This is a genomic window from Nocardioides sp. zg-1308 (genome assembly GCF_013155375.1).
In the GTDB taxonomy this organism is placed as follows: domain Bacteria; phylum Actinomycetota; class Actinomycetes; order Propionibacteriales; family Nocardioidaceae; genus Nocardioides; species Nocardioides renjunii.
Genome location: NZ_JABJQY010000004.1, coordinates 19,916 through 36,519, shown reverse-complemented (window position 1 = coordinate 36,519; position 16,604 = coordinate 19,916). Strand labels below are relative to the sequence as shown.

Annotated in this window: 14 protein-coding genes; 2 read left to right on the top strand and 12 right to left on the bottom strand. The window is 69.1% G+C overall.

Annotated elements, in window-relative coordinates:
* Positions 1-82: 82 nt before the first annotated feature.
* The 11 genes from HN031_RS15195 to HN031_RS15145 all read right to left on the bottom strand — a co-directional run bounded on the left by HN031_RS15195 (position 83) and on the right by HN031_RS15145 (position 12,739).
* Entirely contained in the window at positions 83-754 is a 672-nt protein-coding gene (locus HN031_RS15195) for a DUF4166 domain-containing protein (RefSeq protein ID WP_216652501.1), read from the bottom strand.
* Positions 751-1,371, bottom strand: coding sequence for an SRPBCC family protein (locus tag HN031_RS15190; RefSeq protein ID WP_172273644.1), 621 nt, complete (start codon positions 1,369-1,371; stop codon positions 751-753). Before HN031_RS15190 ends, HN031_RS15195 begins: the two co-directional genes overlap by 4 nt.
* 116 nt (positions 1,372-1,487) lie before the next feature.
* Positions 1,488-2,303, bottom strand: coding sequence for a VOC family protein (locus HN031_RS15185; protein ID WP_172271854.1), 816 nt, complete (start codon positions 2,301-2,303; stop codon positions 1,488-1,490).
* A gap of 157 nt (positions 2,304-2,460) precedes the next feature.
* The gene (locus HN031_RS15180) at positions 2,461-2,922 is read right to left on the bottom strand and encodes an NUDIX domain-containing protein (protein WP_172271852.1); all 462 of its coding nucleotides are present in this window, start codon (positions 2,920-2,922) and stop codon (positions 2,461-2,463) included.
* A 164-nt stretch (positions 2,923-3,086) separates the two neighbouring features.
* Positions 3,087-5,390 (bottom strand): arylsulfatase, encoded by a 2,304-nt coding sequence (locus HN031_RS15175; RefSeq protein ID WP_172271850.1) that lies wholly within the window; start codon positions 5,388-5,390, stop codon positions 3,087-3,089.
* A 435-nt stretch (positions 5,391-5,825) separates the two neighbouring features.
* Complete coding sequence (locus HN031_RS15170) at positions 5,826-7,124, bottom strand: RNA polymerase sigma factor (RefSeq protein ID WP_216652500.1); 1,299 nt, start codon at positions 7,122-7,124, stop codon at positions 5,826-5,828.
* A 46-nt stretch (positions 7,125-7,170) separates the two neighbouring features.
* Positions 7,171-7,536, bottom strand: coding sequence for a YciI family protein (locus HN031_RS15165; RefSeq protein ID WP_216652499.1), 366 nt, complete (start codon positions 7,534-7,536; stop codon positions 7,171-7,173).
* A gap of 218 nt (positions 7,537-7,754) precedes the next feature.
* Complete coding sequence (locus tag HN031_RS15160; RefSeq protein ID WP_172271848.1) at positions 7,755-8,228, bottom strand: YdeI/OmpD-associated family protein; 474 nt, start codon at positions 8,226-8,228, stop codon at positions 7,755-7,757.
* 117 nt (positions 8,229-8,345) lie between these two features.
* Positions 8,346-9,317: a linear amide C-N hydrolase gene (locus HN031_RS15155; protein ID WP_172271846.1), complete on the bottom strand. Its 972-nt coding sequence runs from the start codon at positions 9,315-9,317 to the stop codon at positions 8,346-8,348.
* A 1,595-nt stretch (positions 9,318-10,912) separates the two neighbouring features.
* Entirely contained in the window at positions 10,913-12,124 is a 1,212-nt protein-coding gene (locus HN031_RS15150) for a hypothetical protein (protein ID WP_172271844.1), read from the bottom strand.
* A 180-nt stretch (positions 12,125-12,304) separates the two neighbouring features.
* Complete coding sequence (locus tag HN031_RS15145; RefSeq protein WP_216652498.1) at positions 12,305-12,739, bottom strand: MarR family transcriptional regulator; 435 nt, start codon at positions 12,737-12,739, stop codon at positions 12,305-12,307.
* 56 nt (positions 12,740-12,795) lie between these two features.
* On the opposite strand from HN031_RS15145, the gene HN031_RS15140 reads away from it, so the two are divergent.
* Together HN031_RS15140 and HN031_RS15135 are read left to right on the top strand one after the other, a co-directional pair.
* Positions 12,796-13,278 (top strand): cupin domain-containing protein, encoded by a 483-nt coding sequence (locus HN031_RS15140; protein ID WP_216652497.1) that lies wholly within the window; start codon positions 12,796-12,798, stop codon positions 13,276-13,278.
* Between the two features lie 108 nt (positions 13,279-13,386).
* Positions 13,387-14,637 (top strand): hemerythrin domain-containing protein, encoded by a 1,251-nt coding sequence (locus tag HN031_RS15135; RefSeq protein WP_172271840.1) that lies wholly within the window; start codon positions 13,387-13,389, stop codon positions 14,635-14,637.
* 542 nt (positions 14,638-15,179) lie between these two features.
* Here HN031_RS15135 and HN031_RS15130 read toward each other — a convergent pair.
* Positions 15,180-16,601, bottom strand: a complete 1,422-nt coding sequence (locus HN031_RS15130) for a cell wall metabolism sensor histidine kinase WalK (RefSeq protein ID WP_172271838.1) — start codon at positions 16,599-16,601, stop codon at positions 15,180-15,182.
* Positions 16,602-16,604 lie beyond the last annotated feature (3 nt).

Sequence of the window (16,604 nt, the reverse complement as noted above, 5' to 3'; positions counted from 1 at the left end):
CACTGCCGGGAGGTCGGCCGAGCGTTCGAACCCGGCTCGCCCCGGCGCGTTCGCTCCCGGGGACGCACGTCGGCCGGCCCATCTACTCCCGACGCTCATACCGCGACGGCTTCAGGACTGCCGGTGCGTCGCGTGCGCCAAGGAACTCACAGGTGAACTCCCCGTCGTAGCCGAAGAGGAAGCCGAACACCGGGTTGGTGACGGTGAGGTCGACCCGGAAGACGTCGCCTTCGTCGTCGTACCGTTCCCGCAGCTCGGCTCGTCCGCTGAACAGCATCGGGAACGAGAAGCCGACGCGACCCTCGTAGAAGCGCTGCGCGCCGGACCGCAGCAGCAGACTGCCGTCGTCCTCGACGCTCAGATCGAGGTCCACGACGAGGTGCTGGTGGCTGCCGAGGTAGTCGAGGACGTGACCGTCAGACGCTCGCACCATCGTGGCGTCGAAGCGTCGTGCTCGCCCGCCGATCCAGTACTCCCGGACGAAGGTCACGGCCTCGCGCCCCAGCGGATCGCGGTATGGATAGTTGTGGATGACGAACGGCACATCGGTGCCGATGTCCGGCACCAGGATGTTGCGCAACCGACCGAGCTGGAGGAAGGGCACGGTCCACCACGGACCGCGCCGGATCCGCCGCATGGTGCCGCGCCCGACGGACGCGTACCCCGCCTCCAACCCTACGCCGAACCGTCGCTGCAGCATGGGGTGCAGGCGCTGGAAGTCATCGCCCATCCCACCTTCGAAGATGCTGCTCACGGAGCCTCCAGCTCGTCCAGGGTCGCGGGTGCGGCGTCCATCACGCGGCCGTCAGAGGCGCGTCGCCGACATCGCGCGGCTCGCGGACGTTCAGGCCGCCACCACCACAGCACGGAGTGGAGCGGCCACCGTTCGGGCTCCTGGCCCCGCTCAGCCCAGATGCGAAGCCGGTCGAAGCTCCACGCCGTCAACCACCCGACGCAACGGCGCAGCACGAGCCGATCGACCAACCCGCCCCACCCCGGGCGGTAGTCGTAGCCGGTGGTGAACCGCACCCCCGAAGGAGTCGGCTCATAACGCCAGTAGCCACGCCCGTCGCCGAGAGGAGAGAGTCGGTCGTCCGTGGCGAATCGCAGCGCTGACGTCCTTGACCCGTCGGGTCGGCGCTTCTCGCCCACGCTGGTGCCCTCCCCCGTCAGCACGTGTCCCGGGAGTCGGAGCTCGTACCGGAAGCGCTGACCGCCGCCCGGCAGCTCGGCGGTGGGTGTGATCGAGCTGAACCGTGCGTCCCACCGCGGATGAAGGTCGGTGTCCTGGGTCATCCGCCACACATCGTCCATGGATGCCTCGATGTCTGTCGAGACGTAGATCGGCGGACCACCCCCGAGTCGCGACATGTGCCGGATCTTGCCATCGAAGCACGCCGGTGGCGCACGTGCCACGCGGCCGGAATCGCGGCCACGCCAGAACTCTGAGGCGGACGGTCGTGACGACGGAAGGTCGGGTCGACTGCTCAGCCGGACGGCGGGCTGAACTGGCTGAGCGTGGTCTGCGCCCCCTGGGGGTCTCGGACGCGGGCCGTCCGGGTCCAGTCGGTGTCGTCGGAGGCCAGGACGGTTCCGCCCAGCCGTACGACATCGGCGGCCGCAGCGTCACGGTCGGCGACGGTGAACGTCACGTGCCAGTGCGGGCTCTCCTCGGGGTCGCGGGCGACGATCCAGCCGATCGCGTCGGCGAAGCCGTCGGGCACGGAGACGCCGGCCTGGCGCTCGTGGATGCCCGGATCGACCGTGGCCGCCACGTGGTCACCGTAGCCGGGGCGGCGGATCATTCGGCCGAACCCGACGTCCGTCACGACCCAGCCGAACACGTCGGCGTAGAAGCGCTCGACCGTGTCGGCGTCGACCCCGTGCAGGTCGCTGAAGTTCCACGATCCGGGCGCGTTGGTGACCTGCGCGCCGAGCCGGTGCCCGGCCTCCCAGAGCCGGAACCGGGCCCCGGCCGGGTCCTCGACCACGGCCATCCGCCCGGCCGCACCGACCACGCCCACCGGCTCGACGACGGTTCCGCCCGCCGCTGCGACGCGCGCGGTCGTCGCGTCGGCGTCGTCCACCGCGACGTACGTCGTCCAGGCGCTGCCGTCGCCCTCACCCAGCCCCGCCGCGTCTCGACCGTCCAGCCGGGCGATGACGTACTCGCCGCCGCCCACCACCTCGAACTGCCACCCGAACAACCCTCCGTAGAACGCCTGCGTGGCGCCGAGGTCGGGCTGCTCCAGGTCGACCCAGGACGTGACGCCCGCGGGATAGGTCCGCTGCTGTGTCTCCATGTCTCGAGGGTAGGAGCGGTTCAGGTCAGCCGCTGTCCGCAATCCCGAGCTGACTGCTCAAGCCCGGGAGCGTCGCGGGCGAGCGTGGCCACCCTCAACGCGGCAGATCCGGACGTTACGGTCGACGCTCCTTCAAGGCGAGAACCCTGTCGACGGGCTAGATCCAGCCGAGGGCTGCGAACGTGCTTCTGGCGAAGTCGCCGATGATGGGCTGGTCGAGTTCGCCGCGTGCGAACCAGCGCACCTCGTCGACCTCGTGCCCGTCGGGTGTCACGGTCACTTCGGGAGCCAGGCGCGCGGTGTAGATGATGCTGACGTAGGCGCACTGGTCGCCGTTGGGGTAGGTGAGGCGGAACTGGGGGCCGCCGATGGCGCCGACCAGGCCAGTGAGTTCGACCTCGGCACCGATTTCCTCCCGAGCCTCGCGACGCGCTGCGTCCTCGGGTGCCTCGTCCTCGTCTACCGCGCCACCGATGGTGCCGTAGGACCCGAAGTCAGTCTGGCGGACCAACAGGACGCGATCGTCGTCGTCGATGGGCAGGACCGCTACGGAGGGAAGCAGGAGCAGGTCGTTGCCCACCTTGGCGCGCAGGCGGGCAATGTGTGGCGCAGCAGGCATGACTTCACCCTAGATGCCTGCAAGCAGGCGACGGACGCACCCGCTGCGATGACGCGGACCACGAGCAACCGGATCTCGGCAGATCCGGATGTCTCTGGCGTCGACAAGCGGCGGTGTGACGCGCATCGCCGCATGAGCGGATGTTCAAGCTCTGGCGCGTGCTGTCAGGAGGTGTAGCGGACGTTGACCTTGTCGATGTGGCCGTTGAACGGGAACGGGGCGCGGTCGTAGTAGTCCAGCGCGACCGGGCTGCCGAGGCAGGTGCCGATGTCGAGGCAGTCGTTGGCGGTGAAGAGCAGCGGTGCGCTCACTGGCACCCGACCCGACGCGAAGCCCACCCCGTCGACCTTGACGGTGATGTCGAGTGGCCCGCCGGGTCTGGGCTCGGCGTACGCGGTCTCGACCTCGATCGTGGCGCGGCCGGCGGGGACTCGTTCGGACGAGCGGATCTTGGTCCGCATCACGATGAACAGGTTGTACTCGTAGCACAGGTACCCGTCGTCGACGTAGCAGGTGAGCCCGCCGGACCCGCTGCCGAGGGCGTACAGGACGCCGTTCGCACGGTCGGGCACCTGCGCCTCGATGGTGACGGTGTTGGCGCGGTTGCCGAGGGCCGGTGCGCAGAACTCGGGCATCCTGGTGATGTCGCCGGTGAAGTCCCACTCGCGGTAGGGCGTCGAGATGCGGAGCTCGGGGTGCATGAACGGGACCCAGAGGCCGCCACCGATCGGGTAGACGCTGTTGCGGGCGGCCTCCATGGCGAACATCTCCCGCATCTGGGCGAGCTTGTCGGGCATCTGGTCGGCGAGGTCGTTGGCCTGGCTCCAGTCGTGGTCGAGGTCGTAGAGCTCCCAGACGTCCTGGTCGGGCGTCCACTCCCGGATGCCGGGCGGCATCCCCGGCACCCACGGCGCCCGCGGGCCGAACGCGGAGGCCATCCACCCGTCGTGGTAGATCGCGCGGCTGCCCATGATCTCGAAGTACTGGGTGTGCAGCCGTCCCTGGGCCGTGGGGTCGTCGAAGGTGTAGGCGAGGCTGACGCCGTCGATGGGGTCCTGCGGGATGCCGTTCACGACCCGTGGCGGCGTGATCCCGAGGACCTCGTAGATGGTCGGGACCAGGTCGTTGCAGTGGTGGAACTGGGAGCGGGGGGTGGCGTCCGGCGCGATCCTCGCCGGCCAACGCACGACCATCGGGTTGCGGGTCCCGCCGAGGTGGGACGCCAAGAGCTTCATGCCTTTGTAGGGCGTGCTGCCGGCCCACGCCCAGCCGGCGTGGTACTGGTTGTCGGTTTTGGGGGACCCGAGCGCGTCGAGGCCCCCGAGCTCGTCGAGCGCCTTGACGTGCATGTCAGTGGTCGTGGGGATGCCGTTCTGGGCCAACAGCTCGCTGATCGTGCCGTTCTGCCCCTCACCGGAGGAGCCGTTGTCACCCCAGATGTAGAACATGAGGGTGTTGTCGCCGTAGCCCATGGCCTCGATCTCGTCCACGATGCGGCCGACCTGGACGTCGACGTGCTCGGCGAACCCCGCGGCCACCTCCATCAGCCGGCGCTGGAAGGGTCGCTCGTCCTCGGGGATGTCCGCCCAGGCGCTCAGCGCAGCGTCTCGGGGCGTGAGCTGAGCGTTCTCGGGGATCCAGCCCATCTCCTTCGCCCGGTGGTAGACACGCTCGCGGTATGCGTCCCAGCCGTCGTCGAACTTCCCGGCGTACTTGTCGGCCCACTCCTTCATCACGTGGTGCGGGCCGTGCAGGCAGCCGCTGGCCCAGTACATGTAGAACGGCTTGTCGGGTTGGAGTGCCCTGTGGCGGTGCAGCCAGCCGATGGCGTCGTCGGCGAGGTCCTCGCTGAGGTGGTATCCCTCTTCGGCCGACCTCGGCGGCAGCACCGAGGTGGTGTTACGGACCAGGTTCGGCTCGTACTGCGACGCCTCACCGGCGAGGAAGCCGTAGAAGTACTCGAAGCCGACGCCGGTGGGCCAGTTGTGGAACGGACCAGCCGCGGTCGTCTCGATCGCGGGAGTGTTGTGCCACTTGCCGAAGGCGGCCGTCGCGTAGCCGTAGTTGCGCAGCACGTCGGCCGCCAACGCGCTGCTCTTCGGTATCTCGCCGGCGTACCCGTCCCAGTCGTTGGCCAGCTCGGCGATCTGACCGTTGCCGATCCGGTGGTGGTTGCGGCCAGTCAGGAACGACGCGCGGGACGGCGAGCACATCGCCGTCGTGTGGAACCGGTTGAAGCCGATGCCTCCACTGTGCACCCGGGTCAGGGTGTCGGTGCGCACCTCACCACCGAACGTGCTCGGCAGACCCGGGCCCGCGTCGTCGATCAGCACGATCAAGATGTTGGGGGAACCCTCGGGCAGGCGCCGCGGCTGGACGCGCGACTCGTACACCGACTCCTGCATCGTGCGACCCGCGATGCTCGCGGACGGGGTCGGAGGGAAGGGCAACACGTCCTGCGGGCTCATCTGTCGTCTCCTCGCCGGAACGGGGCCGCTCCTCGGTGGAAACTACGAAGCGCGATCACCGACCCGCCTCCCCCCACGTGGGTGAGGAACGCACCAGTAGGACCACACACGCCAACACGACGACGAGGTGGGCATTGCTACGACGAGCTGGCAGACCCCTCTGGACCCACTCCTCGTCACGGTGACCGACGAGGCGCAGTCCAGATGAGAGCCACACCATCGGTGGGCGGTCGACAAGGAGCGTCCCGCCGATCACCTGGATCCGAGTCTGGCCAGACCCCGACCCTGCCGGAAGTCTTGGGCTTGCGACATCGCGACACGGACCAGTGCAGCACCTGCGAGCCCTCAGGTGAAGACTGCAACGCCGGGGAACCGCGCAGGGCTGACGCGGGGCCGGGACGAGGCCCCGGACCGATGACCGCCGAGTCGCCGTCCTCAGTCGGGCGCGGGCTCGGCGTCGGCGGTGCGGCCGATCTCGGTGAGGCGCTGCTCGAGAAAGGCGCGCTCCGCGGCGTTCGCCGTGAGCTCCATCGCGCGCCGGTAGGACTGAGCCGCGCCGGCGGCGTCGCCGAGGCGACGCAGCAGGTCGGCCCGTGTGGCGGGAAGGTAGGGGTAGTCGGCGAGCCGGGGGTCGTTCGCCAGCTCGTCGAGGAGTGGCAGTGCGGCGGCTGGTCCGTTTGCGAATGCCACGGCGGCGGCCCGATTGAGTGCGACCACTGGGGTGTCCCAGGCCGCGATCAGCATGTCGTAGAGGTGCACGATGCGTGGCCAGTCGGTTTTCTCGAAGGACGGAGCCACCGCGTGGACGCCGGCGATCGCCGCCTGGAGGGCGAACCGCCCCGGTGGGCCGGCCGCGAGTGCCCTCGCCGTCACGGTGAGGCCCTCCACGGTGGCGCGGTGGTCCCAGCGGGTCCGGTCCTGGTCGGCGAGCAGGAGCAGCCGGCCCTGGTCATCGGTCCGGGTGGCCCGACGGGCGTCGGTGAGGAGCAGCAGGCCGAGTAGCCCGCGTGCCTCGTCCTGCTCGGGGAGCAGCGCGGCGAGGGTGCGTGCCAGGTGCAGGGCCCGGTCGCAGAGGTCCTCGCGGACGAGCGCGTCCCCTTCGCTGGCCGTGTGGCCGGTGCTGAAGAGCAGGTGGACGGCAGTGAGGACGCTGTCCAGGCGCTCGGGCAGCTCAGCGCGGCTCGGGACCCGGTAGGGGATGCGTGCTTCTGTGATCTTCTTCTTGGCGCGGGTGATCCGTGCCGCCATTGTGGACTCGGATACCAGGAAGGCTCGGGCGACGTCGGGGGTGGGGACGCCGCAGACCAGGCGCAGGGTGAGGGCGACGTGGGCCTCGGGGGCGAGGGTGGGGTGGCAGCAGGTGAACACCAACCGGAGCCGGTCGTCCGGCACCGCGGCATCGGGCCAGTCCATGGCAACAGAGTCCTCACGGTCGTCCGGGTCGTGGGGATGGGTGGTCGCCGGCTCCACGAGCAGCGGGAGCTTGCGCCGGAGGGTGGCTTCGCGCCGCAACCGGTCGAGCGCCTTGTTCCGCGCCGCGGTGGTCAGCCAGGCGCCGGGCCGTTCCGGGATGCCGTCGCGGGTCCAGGCCTGCAGAGCGCTCACATACGCCTCCTGCGCGCACTCCTCCGCGACGTCGAGGTCGCCCGCGACGCGGATCGTGGCGGACAGCACGAACGCCCACTCGGAGCGGTGGGCCTCCGTGAGCGCGGCTGCGACCGCGTCCGCCTTCATGGCGGACGCGGTCGGCTGCTCGTCGCTGTGAGTGCTCAGAACGGGCTCAGAAGGGGTTGGCCTGCGTCGGGTCCACGATCGGGCGCACCTCGACGCCACCGAACGGGGCCGGGCAGAGCTTCGCCATCTCGAGGGCGTGGTCGAGGTCGCGCGCCTCGACGACGTAGAAGCCGCCGAGCGCCTCCTTGGTCTCGACGAACGGGCCGTCTGTCACGGTGCTGCCACCCCGGATGGAGGTAGCCGTCCTCGTCGCCGCGAGCGCCTCCCCGCCCGCTAGGGACCCACCGAGCTCGAAGACCCCCTTCACGAACGCGCTGTGCGCGTCGATGACCGCGGCCCACGCCTCGGGCGACATGGTCTCGTAGCCGGCCGGGTCGTCGTAGATGAGGATCGCGTACTTGGTCATGCTCATGGGACTGCCTCCTGCACTGGGTCGCGGGCCGGCCTTCCCGGCTCCGTCATACCCCCGACGAACACCCTGCCGCCGGATCGACAGCCCGGCCTAGATCCATTTCGAGACTTTTTCGGTGCCGCCGCCGTACGTGCCCGGAGTCCGCTCTGTGAGGCCGGAGCTTCCGCGATCAACTCGACCAGATCTGGCCAATGGAACACGCAGCCGAGATGTGGAAGTCACGGGGTGGGCAACGACCTGACGAGTGCTGCGATGCGCCGTTGTCGTGTTGCTGGTTGGACAGCGTCGTCGACCGGTTGCAGGAGACGTCGGCGTTCGGCGGGGCGGAGGTTGTCGAAGGCCTGCTGCCTGTCACCGGTTTCGAGGGCGGTCCTGACGTCGTCAGGCACTGGAACGTGGTCGGGGTCGGCCGGTCGCAACCGACACCCCACGACGTCGCCGGCCTGTGCCCCCAGCCGCCGCCGCAGAGCGGTGCCGACGTAGAGGAATGGTGCGTGGGCCACATCGGCCTTGTTGATGCCCAGGTTGACCTCGACCCCGTCGACACGGCCCTCGACGCGCCTCGTTCGTTCCTCCGCGGCGGCTCTGTCCAGCCGCGCGTCGAGGAACAGGACGACGTAGACGTTGCGGCCCCACGTCATGAGCTCGAGCGGAGCATCGAACTCGACCCAGTGGTCACTACTGTCACGCACCGCCCCTCCCTTGTGGTCTCAGTACGCCGGCGTCGTCCAGGTACGGCGCGACGACGCGACCCACGTCGCCAGTGGCTCCGGTGACCAACACCCTCGCGGTGTTTCACGCCGTCCGCATCAGAACGGGGCGGGACCCGGGGTCAACGACGCGCTGATCTCGCCGGAGAGGATGATGTCGTCTGGGTCCAGCAACAGCGTCGGCCGACCGGGTGCGAAGTCGAGGTTGTCGAGGTCGATCCACACGACGTTCGGGCTCGTGGACAGCTCGAAGAAGTAGCGTCGGTTAGTCAGGTCCACCACCGTGCGGTACTCGGTGTTGTACAGACCGAAGCCCTCATAGGGGGCACCGAACGGGATTGACACATTCCGTGCCACGGCGAGGACCCCGGCGACAGCTTGACGCTCGCTCGACGGCGGCGGCAGCAGCCCGGTGAAGTACGCCGCTCGCTGGAAGCGAGCAACCGGGTCGACGTTGCCGGCCAGGGGCGTGGTGTCGCTGGGAGCGCTGAAGTCCTGTTCTGCGAGCAGTCTTCGCTGCTCGGCATAGGGAGGCTCGTTCGTCAGCACGATGTGGTCGCGGTCGTGATGGATGAATCGTTCGCCGTCGAGGTACTCGATGATGGCTGAGTCCCCGGTTGCGTCCTCCAGGGCCAGGTGCACCGTCGCCTTGTGTCCCTCCGCCTCCATCATCACCACCTGAACGCCAGCCATGAGAGCGAGTGCTTCGGTGACCGTGGCCGCGTTGTCGAGCAGGTACTGAGGCCACAACCCGGCATGGACACCCGGGCGCGACTCGTCACGGTCTCCGAAGTTCGTGTCAGCGAGGTACAGAAGATGGGCCGCGAGTCCGTGTTCGTTGACCCCATCCGCAGTGCCGACGCCGTACATGGTCGTCACGACGCTGCCGTAGCGCGACGTCCACATGGCACCGACTTCCCCTACCACCGAGGTGCCGGCCACCTCGCCGCCCCGCCGCTCCATGCCGCGGGGCAGGACCGTGAGCACGGGGGCGGTGCTGTCGGGCCAGTCCATGGTCCGAGCGGCCAGGACGGCCACGTCGGTGGTGTTCCACAGGATCCGAGTGCACATCGCGGTCTCATCTCATCTCGTCACGGGGGCGGCCGCGGGCGGGTGGTGGATCCCAAATTCCTGTGCGTGCACGCACCGAACCACCCCCATATCGGGTGATGTGGGCCGGCGCCGATCCTCGCGCGGGACATCCACCCTCGGGCGGCCTCCTTGAATCCCCCGTGCCGGCCCCCACCATGGCGTCCCTGCGCGCCTGGGCGGTCGACGACGAGACCGCTAACTGGTGGAAACATGTCACCTACACAGACGGCGCCAACCTCACGCGCCTCGGGTGCTTCCCGCCGAGCAGGTGCGGACGGCCGTCTCACCGACTACCGCGGTCAATCACTGCATAACGCGGTCACAGCGGTACCGCCCGGCGGGTGTCGCGGAGTCAACGCGGGATCATCCAGACGGTTCAAACGCGACAGTGGCCCCGACCCGCGTTTCCGCATGTCAGAGGTCAGTTCTCAGTCGGGCTGACAGGATTTGAACCTGCGACCCTTTGAAGCCCGGCGTACCTGTGCAGTCGCACCGCTAGTCTTTGCCAACATCGGCGCAACAACGCCCTGACCTGCGGAAACGCGTCGCACCGCGCGGCCCCCGCATGGAGGCGTACTGCTGCGAGGGGTCGCTTTCGGGCCGATATTGCCGGGGTTTTCGGTGAGTAAACGTGGGGCGCGTCGAATCGCTGCCCGTGTATGACCAGGGTGCGGCGGCGCTCCGTCACACGCGCGGAACCGGACGGCGCTGCCGCCCCTCCCCCACAACTCACTTGACCGGCATCCTCCCCCGCTGCGTCAGCGACGCCGGGGAGCCTCCCGCAACCATCCGAGTTCAGCAGATGAACTGATTCAGCTGCCGTCCGCTGCTGCCCACCTGGCGACGCGCTCCGCGGCCCGGGGCATTCGCGATCCGCCGCGTGCGAGTCCGGATCTGGCGCCCGTCTGTCTCAACGGGTGCTTGGAACGAGGTTCTTCACGGGGTCGCTGTCTGGGCGTAGCGTCGGCTTCGCGGGTCCGGGACGTGGCTGATCCGAGGTGTCGATGAGCGGGTGTGAGTCGGCCGCGGTGGGTTGAAGAGTCGCCCCGCAGTGCCCTCCCGGGCCCGTTCCGGTCGCCTGGGTATCAACGATGAGTTGGCGGTAGACGACGTCGGACAGTCGCCGTACCCTCGAGACGAGGTGGTCGACATGTTCCCATGGATCCTGTTCGTCCTGACGATCGTCTTCGTCATGTGGGCGGCTTGGCGCCAGGGGCGTTACGGCGGAACGACGAACTATGACCGTGATGCCAATCAGGCCGACCGGTGGCATCACTCCGAGTACCACCCGTGGGGACACGGACACCGACGAGGTGACGAGGGGAACTCTCCCTGACGTCCGGTCCGCGCCGCCGGACCGGAACACCTCGTAGGCGGCCTGCTTCAGCAGCCGGTCCTGAGCCACGATCCGCGCACCGCAGCGGGCTCGACATGTCGACGTGGGCGTGATGCCGCGTGCCGCCAGGCGAAGTCTGTCAGTGCGGCTCGTCCGGCTCCCCCCGGACTTGGTCTGCTGAGCGGGGTGTTTCAGGCCGGATCGATGTGGCCGAAGGTGCGGTGGTACAGGTGCGTCCTCAGGGGGAGAGCTGACCGGTGGGGAGGACGACGTTACGGTCGTCGACGCGGGTGACGCGGATGCACGTCGTGGAGTGCACGTCGCACGCGAGCAAGGCGCGCGAGGCTCCTTTGCGAGCGGAGTAGTCGAAGCTGAGAGCGGCCACAGTCTTCGCGTCGAGCCACTGGTACACACTGAGGTAGACGCCGCCGCCGGTGGCGTCGTCGGTGCCGGTGTCAGGGGTGAGGACGCGTCGCTCGCCGGTGGCCAGCTCGACCACAGATGGGAGTGCTGTGCCGTCGAGGATGAGGACGTGCTTCCCGTCGGGGGTGAGGCGTCCTCCTTCTCCTTCGATGGTGAGACCAGTGGTGAGGTCGTTGCCGACGCGTAGCTGGGGAACGAGGGAGGTGGTGGTCGATCCTTCGCCTTCTAGCGGCGTGAGGATGCTGACGCTGTACAGGAGCAGCCCGGCCTGCACGTCGAGCGTTCTGCTGGTGGAGGCGGAGGGGTCGGCGCGCAGGAGCACAGGTTCTTCGCCGTCGAGTGCGTTCCAGGCCATGACGCCGTCGGCGTCTGCGACGTAGACGGTGCGCTCGTCGACGGCAACGATGAGGCGTCCTTCGCCGCCGTCGGGTACGCCGGCGCTGGTCGGGAGATTGCCGGGCCAGCTGGCGAGCTCGAACGCGGCCACGTCGCCGGTGGCGATGTCGAGGACGGTGAGGGTGCCGCCATCGGCGGCGTCGACCCAGGCGACGATGTCACCGTCGGAGACCAGCGCGGTGCCGCGGTCGGTGTCAGCGAGCTGTCCGACGCGGGTGGTCTCGTCGTTGATGACGGTGTGGACACGGCCTCGTGGGTCGGCGATGACGTACCCGCGCGGCGTCTGGGTCAGGGCGCGGATGCGGACGCCGGTGTCGGTCGTGTGGTCGCCGCCGTGGATCGTCGTGCCGCTGGCGTACGCCACCTCATAGGTGTGCACGCTGGGGTCAGGGGCCGGTGTCGGCGTGGGGGCGGGACTGGCGGCGGTGTTGCTGGACTGCAGCGGCGGGTCAGCGGGCGGGTCTGTGCGGGTCGTGTGGAAGATGGCTCCGGCTCCGGCTGCGATGACGACCGCAGCGGTCAGGCCGGCGTACGCCCGACGGGCCCAGGGCCGTGGTGGGCGCGTGGACCCGCCCTCGAGGATGTCCGGTAGCGCGCCGCGCGCGACCGGGCGGTGGCCGGGGTCCGTCATGGGTGTCATGGTGCCGTATGCGACACCGCCTGCATCCGATCCTCGATGCGGCCAGTTCGTGTTGCTCATCGCGGCGGGGAAGCCGCGGCGCGGCGGCGCGCGGATTCGTACACGCTTGGGCTGCCGGCCCGTGGGGCGCATTCTTGCTCGCAGCGAGGCGCAGTGGGCGCAGTGGGCGCGTCATTCATCGCCTGGGACGGACCCGCGCAACCGTTCGAGGTCGTCCTTGAGGGCCACCGCCCGGGGCTCGCCCAGCAGATCCGCGATGTCCCTCTCGATCTCCGGCACCAGCTCGCTGAGCACGTCGAAGACCTGCCGTCCCTTGAGGGTGAGGATGACGAGCTTGGCGCGGCGGTCGGAAGGATCCGGCTCGCGGGTCACGTACCCGTGTCCTTCGAGGTAGGCCACGACCTCGGCCATCGCCTGCTTGGTCACCTGAGCGCGCTTCGCGAGACTCGCGACCGAGGAACCCTCGTCATCGACGTGCTGAAAGACGACGGCGTGTGGCGGACGGATGTCCCCGTGCCCGCGCTCGGCGAGACGCTCGAACGCTCGTCGGTTGAGCACCACGTAGGCCTCGCGCAGCAACGCAACGGTGTTGGTGCGTCCCTGCACGGGATTACGTGCCCCACCAGTTGACATCAGACAAGCCACCTGTCTATCTTCCTCATATGGACATGCTACCTGTCGAAACGCCAGTTGTGTTGAACTCCGGAGAGCGGCTCGCCATGGGCACGGATGAGTTCGTCGTGCTCGCCGACTGCGCCCGTACGGGCGGCGCCCTCTTCGCCGGACTCGTCAAGATGCCGCCTGGCGGCGGTCCGCCCGTGATGCACCGCCACGACCCAGGCGAGGTCTACCACGTCCTCGAAGGCGAGTTCGCCTTCTACGTCGGCCCGCCCGGGGGCGACATCCGTCGGACGGTGGTCAGCGCCGGAGAAGTCATGTCGTTGGCCGGCGGCACCCCGCACACGATCCGCAACGAGTCCGACGCCGGCGCCGTCGCGTTCGTCGTCCACGCACCGGGGGCACCCATGGAAGGGTTCACCCGAGCAGCCGCAGCATTGGCCGAAGACGGCGACACCACCATGGCGGCCGTGCTCGACATCGCCGCCGAGCACGGGATCGAGCTACTCGGCCCCGTGGTCGAGTAGCGGCCCAGCGGAAGCGTCGCTCACGAGTCCGACGACATCGATCCCGTCTCTCCCCAGACCACATGAACCCCTCATGCCGACCCCTTATGCCCTGTAGAAGGAACACTCATGCCACTGACCGCCCCGCTGTCCCAAGTCATGCTGCCTGGTCAGCACGCTGCGCCCGAGGGCCCTGTCGACCTGCAGGCGATGTACGTCATGCACCACGCCTTCCGACGGGACCTGCACCGCTTCCGCGCCGTCGCGGACCGGGTTCCGGCGACCGACCGGCAGCAGTGGCGGCGCCTGCAGCGGCGGTGGCACTTCTTCGCCACTGCCCTGCATCACCACCACGCAGCAGAGGACGCCGGCCTGTGGCCCCTGCTCCTCTCCCGCATCGCAGACTCCCCCGACAGCCGAGCCGTCGACGTCCTGCGCGCCATGGCGGCCGAGCACGCCCAGATAGATCCGTTGCTCGCGGAATGCGCCGACGGGTTTGCCTCGCTCGCCACCGATGGCACGCCCGAAGCCCGCCGAGCTCTTCAGGAGTCCCTCGAGCACGCGTGGGAGGTGCTCGACGGCCACCTGGGTCATGAGGAACGCGAAGCGATGGCGCTGCTCCAACGCCACCTGGACGAAAGCGACTGGCGACGCCTGGAGCGGGAGCACTTCCGACCGGCCTACACACCGCGCGAGATGTGGACTGTGATCCCGTGGAGCCAGGAAGGTCTTCCCGCGGAGGTCGGCCGCCGAGTGCGCGCCGCCGGCGGCCCAGCGGTGCGCGCGCTGTGGTGGCTCAGCCGTCGATCGTTCGCCCGGAACGAGCAAGCGGCCTTCGGCACCGCGCGGGACGTCACGGCGCCCCTGGCCGCCGAGCGAGACCCCCGGCACCCCACATCGACCAGGCAGCGGAGGACGACGGTCGTGGAACTGACCAGGAGCATCGACGTGGCCGTCGGTCCCGACGAGTTGTTCGCATACGTCAGCGACTTCAACCGGGCCCATGAGTGGCGGACCGAGGTCATCGAGTCCACGATGGAACCACCGGGCTCGATGCAGGCCGGATCCCTGCTGCGCGAGGTAGCGGTCGTGGCCGGTCGCAGGCTCGTCACCTACACCATCGTCGACATCTTCGAACCGCCCCGCCGCTTCACCTTCGAGCACCGCACCGGCCCGCTGCCCGTCAGTGGCGAGTACGTCGTCGAGGCGCCTCACGCGAGCGCGACGCAGGACGAAGCGACCCTCCACTACACGCTGCGGATCCACCTCACAGGCGGGCAGCGCCTGCTCGCCCCCCTCCTCACCATGACCGCCCCGAGAACAGTGCAGACATCACTGCGCACGCTTGCCAACGTGTTGGAAGCGGGCCGAGCGAGGTGACCCTCCCAGCCGGGACGCGTCAGCGCGAACACCACCACCTGAGAGCGCCGGCCGACTCCGGCGACCCAGATGACGTCAATGGTCCAACCGGAATTGCGAGCGATGCCCGATGCTGCCTCCGGGCTGCTGACCTGGCGCGCCGCTTCGAGACCAATAAAGCACGCCTCGGCGCTGGGGGCGGGTCGAGTCGGCACAGGTCGGAGTCGTCTCGGTCGTGGTCGCATGGACCGAGGCATTCGAAAGGCAGGGCGACCGACTGCCAGCGGACCGTCGACATGTGGGTCGGCGCCTCCGAGCCGCGGGCGGTGAGGTGTGTGGCGGCGTCGCTGTCCCGCCTGGCGAGGAGCTCACCCGCTGTGGCCGTGACCGCGACCGTCACCGCCACGGCGGGTCGGCGCCCGCTTGGGCCTCAGGTGGGAATGACCGGGAGGTAGCGAAGCCTCTCGGGGCCGGTGGGGTCAGCGGGACTCGAGCCTGCCCCGCACTGCCACACCTCGTGTCGGTCCTCGTCGGGCACGACGACCGCCTACCGCCACACGGCGTCACGATGCCCTCGGCAGGGTGACTGTGAAGGTGGAACCGCGGGCGACCGATGAGACGCACTCGAGGGAGCCGCCGTGCGCTTCCACGAGTGCCCGCACGATCGACAGGCCCAGCCCGGAACCTCCGGACCGACGGGAGCGACCAACATCGGCCCGGTAGAAGCGGTCGAAGATCCGGTGCTGAACCTCCGCCGGCATGCCCGGCCCGTCATCCCTGACCTCGAGCACTGCCACCCCGTCGGTTGTTGCCGCGGCCACGACGATCGCCGACGGCGTGTGCACGATTGCGTTCGTGACGAGGTTGGCCACGACCTGCTGCAGGCGGCCGGGGTCACCCTCCACTTCAACGGGTCCTTCGACCTTGAGGTCGAGTCGGCGCTCAGGATGGCCAGCACGCGCTGCAGTGAGGACGTCGTGGGCTATCTCGACAAGGTCGACTCGTTCCTTCACCAGTTCGGGTTGCTGATCCAGGCGCGCCAGGAGCAGGAGGTCCTCGACGATGCCACTCATCCGGTCGGCCTCGCTGTCGATGCGGGACACCACCTCGGCGCGCCGCTGCTCGACGTCTTTGCGCGCTTCCCGGGCAATGGATGTGCCCGCATCTGACCCTGTGTTCCGTGCGGCCATCTGCGCATACAGCTGGGCGTAGCCCTTGATCGAGGTCAGAGGGGTGCGCAGCTCGTGGCTGGCATCGGTGGCGAATTGTCGGATCCTCTGTTCGCTCTCGCGCCTCTTCTCGAAGCCACGTTGGATCTCCTCGAGCATGGAGTTGAGCGCTGTGGACAGGTCAGCGACCTCGGTCCCCGGCTTGCCCGGCGGCACTCGGGCGGACAGGTCGCCGTGCCGGATCTCGCGGGCCGCCTCCCGCACGTCGGTCAGCGGGCGCAGACCGATCCGAATGACCATCCGACCCGCCAGCGCGAGAACCGCTAGGACGACGACGCCGATGGCTGCGCCGCCGACAGCAACGCGCTGGACCGTCAGGTCTGCGTTGCGCAGGGAGATGGCGACCATGACATAGCCCTTCCCGCCGTCTCGGCCGGGCTGATCGAACGCATCCACCGACGTGGCCCACGACCCTGAGTCATCCCGGACGACAGCCGCGGCGTCATCATCCGCCCAGTCACGGAGCTCGTCCACTGACGGAACCGGCGGACCCGTCTGGTCGCCGGGAACCCGACACCGTACGGAGCCGTCGGCCTCGATCACCGTGAGCCTGAAGTCGCTCGGGAGGACCGCCGGGGCGTCAGTGACCTCGCAGAGTCGCGAGGGTGCGATTGCGCCCGGCCGCACATCGGGAGCCTGGGACAGTCCGCTCACCTGCTCCGCGACCCGACCGTAGAGATAGTCCCGCAGCAGCACGGTTCCCGCCACGAGTGAGAGCGCCAGACCCAGCCCCGAGACGGCCAGGACGCCGATCAACAG